The following is a 4,253-nucleotide window of genomic DNA, read 5'->3' as shown; positions in this document are numbered from 1 at the left end:
CAATTATGCTTTTTCAATTTTATGGAAATAGATTCTTCCAGAATGACAATTAGGATATTTTAAGCTTAAAACAATAATTCATGAATTATCCAAGTTAATTACTAATTTATATCAAATTTAATACAAAACACAAGTCCTCTGGAATTTATTATTATTAAAGAGATTACGTTTGTACGCCCGGCAGGATTCGAACCTGCGACCTACGGATTATAGGTAATAGTCAAAGAATTTGAAAGAATAACATTGAATCCAGGTGAAACAAAAACCGTTGAAATGGAAATTGTACCGGAAAAGCTGGCATTTTATGATATTAATTTGGATTATCTCGTTGAGCCGGGTGAGTTCGAAATTATGGTTGTTCTTCATCACGCGATGAGGATTTAGATAAGGTTTTATCGACTGTTAACTAATTGTTATTTGCATTTAACCTGAACAATTCATAGCCGCAAAGGCTCGAAGGCTCAAAGTATTGAAAAAAAAGAAGAAAATAAGTTTTATAAAATAAATCGAAAGAAACTCAGTTTTTAATCGTAGTTCTTCTAAGTTATATAATCTTAGCGTCTTAGCGTCTTAGAGTCTTGGTGGCAGAAATTCATGAATAGTTCAGGTTAAACAATAAAACACACGTTATTTTTTGGAAAAAAACATATTTGAGGTGTTTAATGCGGAGTCTTCAATTAATTTTTCTATTGTTCACTTGTTCAGTTTTATCTCTGACTTGTACAAGCAAAAAGGACCAGGACCAATCCTTAACTGAAAATCAAATTAAAAAGATTATAATTGGCTTAAGCTTCGATTCACTTCTCACTGAAAGGTGGCAAAAAGATCGGGATATATTTATTGCAGAAGCTGATAAACTTGGCGCAGAATGTATTTTTCTTTCAGCCGATGGCGATTCAAGAAAACAAAATGAACAATGTGATATTTTATTGGGTCAAGATATCGATGTTTTAGTGATCGTCCCGAAATCTGCCACGGCCGCTGCCAGGGCTGTTCAAAAAGCTAAGCAACAGGGCGTGCCGGTCATTGCATACGATCGACTCATATTAAACAGCGATTTAGATCTTTATATTAGTTTTGATAATGTTCGGGTTGGCCGAATGCAGGCCGAGTATCTAGTTGATCAAAAAAAAGGAAAGTACTTTCTCCTCGGTGGTTCACCTGATGATAACAATGCGAAACTTTTTCGCCAGGGACAAATGGAAGTTCTGCAGCCATTTATCGATCGCGGTGAAATCAGCATAATTGGAGATAATTGGGCAGATGGTTGGTCTCCGAAAAAAGCTCGAGAAATCATTGAAAATTTTTTAGTTAATGTAGGAACAGATTTAGATGCTGTATTAGCATCAAATGATGGTACTGCAGGTGGTGTGATCCAGGCATTAAAGTCCCAGGGCCTGGATGGGAAAATTTTGGTTACCGGACAGGATGCGGATTTAATGGCTTGCAAACGAATTCTGGAGGGTACTCAAAGTATGACAGTTTATAAACCGCTTAGAGCTTTAGCGACTAAAGCAGCGCAATTAGCGGTAATGATGAGTAGAGGGGAAGTTGTTGAGACAAATCAAACTATCTATAATGGTGCAAAGGAAGTACCATCAGTTTTGCTCGATCCTGTAAAACTTCACAAAGGTAATTTAGTCGATGTTTTGACAAAAGATGAATTTTATTCCAGGGAAGTTTTATTAAAATGATCATTTGCCTGGAAGACATCGTTAAATCATTTCCAGGAACGAAGGCTTTAGACAGAGTTTCTTTTGATATTTATCCAGGGGAGGTTCATGCCCTTTGTGGTGAGAACGGGGCTGGAAAAACTACATTGATGAAAATACTGGCTGGAATTTGGCCTTACTCGTCCTATCAAGGTAGAATTTTGAAGAAAACCAATCTTGAGTCCGATAAGGCCGAAGTTGAAGAACTTCGCTTTAACAATGTATCCCATGCCAAGAAAGCAGGTATTGCAATTGTGCACCAGGAATTAGCCTTAATTCCGGAAATGTCAGTCATTGACAATCTTTTCCTTGGCAGCGAATTGTCTAGATTTGGAGTGCTGGATAAGAAAAGGCAGAAAGATATTGCCATTAAACATTTTAACTTGCTGGATTTTTATCCGAATTTAGATTCTCCGGTAAAAGATTTGAGTATTGCTGCTCAACAAAGATTAGAGATTGCACGGACGCTTTTAGACAAACCCGTAGTCCTTATTTTGGATGAACCAACTAGCTCATTATCAGAAGATGATGCGCTTAAGTTACTCAAATGGATCAGGAAATTAGCAAATGACGGTACCGCCTGCGTGTATATCAGCCATCGAATTGAAGAAGTTTTGCAAATAGCCGATCGAATTACAGTTTTGCGAGATGGTCGATCCGTCTGGACAAAACCGCGAAAAAACATCAAACCATTAGAAGTGATCGAAGCAATGGTGGATAGACCTCCACAGGATATTTACGCACACATGCCGCAAAAACCTGGGAAGCTTCTTTGTCAGCTAAAAAATGTGCAAGTAACCAAAAGACAAAAAAAGATACTGGAAGTCAATAATCTAGACATTCATGTAGGTGAGATTGTCGGTCTTGCCGGAATGATGGGAGCTGGACGCACCTGTCTTTTACATACGTTAAACGGGTCTCTTAAGAATACAAAAACTTCCGGAGATTTTTTTTGGCACGGGAAAAATGGAAACAATAATGATCGATTGCCCAAAAATCCCATTGAAGCCATGGCGAAAGGAATCTTCTTAATCCCTGAAGATAGAAAGAACCAAGCTTTATTTTTAGAAGAAAATCTAACGATGAATATTTCCTGCGCCACGATTCTACGGTATAAGAAAGGTCTTAGGATTGATACTTCGTTATTAAAAATAATTACCGAAGAGCGGATGAAGCAGTTCGCCATTAAAGCTCCGGGAACTGAAACCGTTATCAACACTCTCTCTGGTGGCAATCAACAAAAAACATTGTTGGCCCGGGCACGTGAAGTAGCTCCTTCGTTACTATTATTGGATGAACCGACCCGGGGAATTGATGTCGGCGCAAAGGAATCTATTTATAGACAAATGGAAACCTGGGTAAAACAAGGATGGGCCATTCTATGGAGTTCCTCAGAGTTGCAAGAATTATTAGGGATTTCCGATCGAGTTTATGTAATCGCAAATGGTAAAGTGAAAGAAGAGTTTAATCAACGTCCTTTTAATAAAAATGAAATCATGGCAATTGCCGCAACCGGCTAACCACAATATTACGGATTTCATTTCAGATGACTAAAGAACACGATCATAATGAAATGTTGCGAGGGTTACTCAGCAGAAATTCAGTTCTCCTTTTAGCTCTTTTAGGGATTGCCCTTGTTTTTGAAGTTCTCACTCGTTCAGCAACCAATAGTTTTTTATCAGCGCGTTCAATTTCAACAATATTTATGCAGGCATCAGTTATAGGCGTATTGGCTTGCGGCATGACATTTTTAATTATCCTCACCCATATCGATCTTTCCGTAGGTTCCGCATTAGCATTTCTTGGCGGTGTTGGAGCCTGGATGATGGCACCGAGGCTTGAACCAATGCAATCAGGAATAAGCCTGTCGACAGCGATTCCATCAGGATTAGGATTACCTGCAATTTTGACATTTTTTTTAGTGCTGCTTTTAGGATTGATCCTATGGGGATTGAAAGGGTTTTTACAGGTTTCAACAGGGATGCCGGCTTTCATCATCACTTTGGGTGGCATGATGGGATACAGGGGGTTGGCATATTTAATTGTGAAGCGGGAGATCCCTTTAGCGGACGATAATTTTGTGTCAAAGATCGGTACGGAATATTTGGATGTAACAATAGGCTGGTTCATTTTTGCCTTTTTAATGGTTTACGCAATGATCAGAACCATTAAAGCTATAAAGGACAAATCACCTGGTTGGTATTTTTCAATCATTCCTATTGTGCTTATTTGTATGCTCATTTTATTTTTACAAATGAAACATTCCGGCGTTAGAGAAGAATCACGAGGGATTGCATTTTTGACATTTATTTGGGCTGCTTCAGCCTTCATTATGTCCTGGATTGCAAACAATACTGTTTATGGTCGTCATTTATATTCTGTCGGTGGGAATATGGAAGCTGCTGTCCTTTGTGGCATCCACGTAAAAAGAGTAACGATACTCGCTTTTCTTTCAATGGGAGTATTAGCATCCCTGGCATCATTAATGTACCTTGGTCAACAAGGAACGGCAGAATCCTCAGCTGGTAACTTGGCTGAATT

The 4,253-nt window shown here is 38.6% G+C and carries 3 protein-coding genes and 1 pseudogene; all 4 read left to right on the top strand.

The window, feature by feature from the left end; translation table 11 throughout:
* Nucleotides 1–216: 216 nt before the first annotated feature.
* Nucleotides 217–410, top strand: a pseudogene (locus IIC38_20115) (fibronectin type III-like domain-contianing protein).
* Between the two features lie 252 nt (nucleotides 411–662).
* Nucleotides 663–1,694: a substrate-binding domain-containing protein gene (locus IIC38_20110; GenBank protein MCH8128226.1), complete on the top strand. Its 1,032-nt coding sequence runs from the start codon at nucleotides 663–665 to the stop codon at nucleotides 1,692–1,694.
* Nucleotides 1,691–3,232, top strand: a complete 1,542-nt coding sequence (locus IIC38_20105) for a sugar ABC transporter ATP-binding protein (protein MCH8128225.1) — start codon at nucleotides 1,691–1,693, stop codon at nucleotides 3,230–3,232. The genes IIC38_20110 and IIC38_20105 overlap by 4 nt, the downstream gene beginning before the upstream one ends.
* Nucleotides 3,233–3,258: 26 nt before the next feature.
* On the top strand, nucleotides 3,259–4,253 hold a 995-nt coding region (locus IIC38_20100), incomplete at its 3' end, for a hypothetical protein (GenBank protein ID MCH8128224.1).

The sequence above is a fragment of the candidate division KSB1 bacterium genome (assembly GCA_022566355.1).
GTDB lineage: Bacteria > Zhuqueibacterota > JdFR-76 > JdFR-76 > DREG01 > JADFJB01.
This window is presented reverse-complemented; position numbering and strand designations above follow the sequence as displayed.

What these genes read in the sequence shown, in the direction of transcription:
- IIC38_20105 (MCH8128225.1), top strand. Translation starts at nt 1,691, where the DNA reads ATGATCATTTGCCTGGAAGACATCGTTAAATCATTTCCAGGAACGAAG.
- IIC38_20110 (MCH8128226.1), top strand. Translation starts at nt 663, where the DNA reads ATGCGGAGTCTTCAATTAATTTTTCTATTGTTCACTTGTTCAGTTTTA.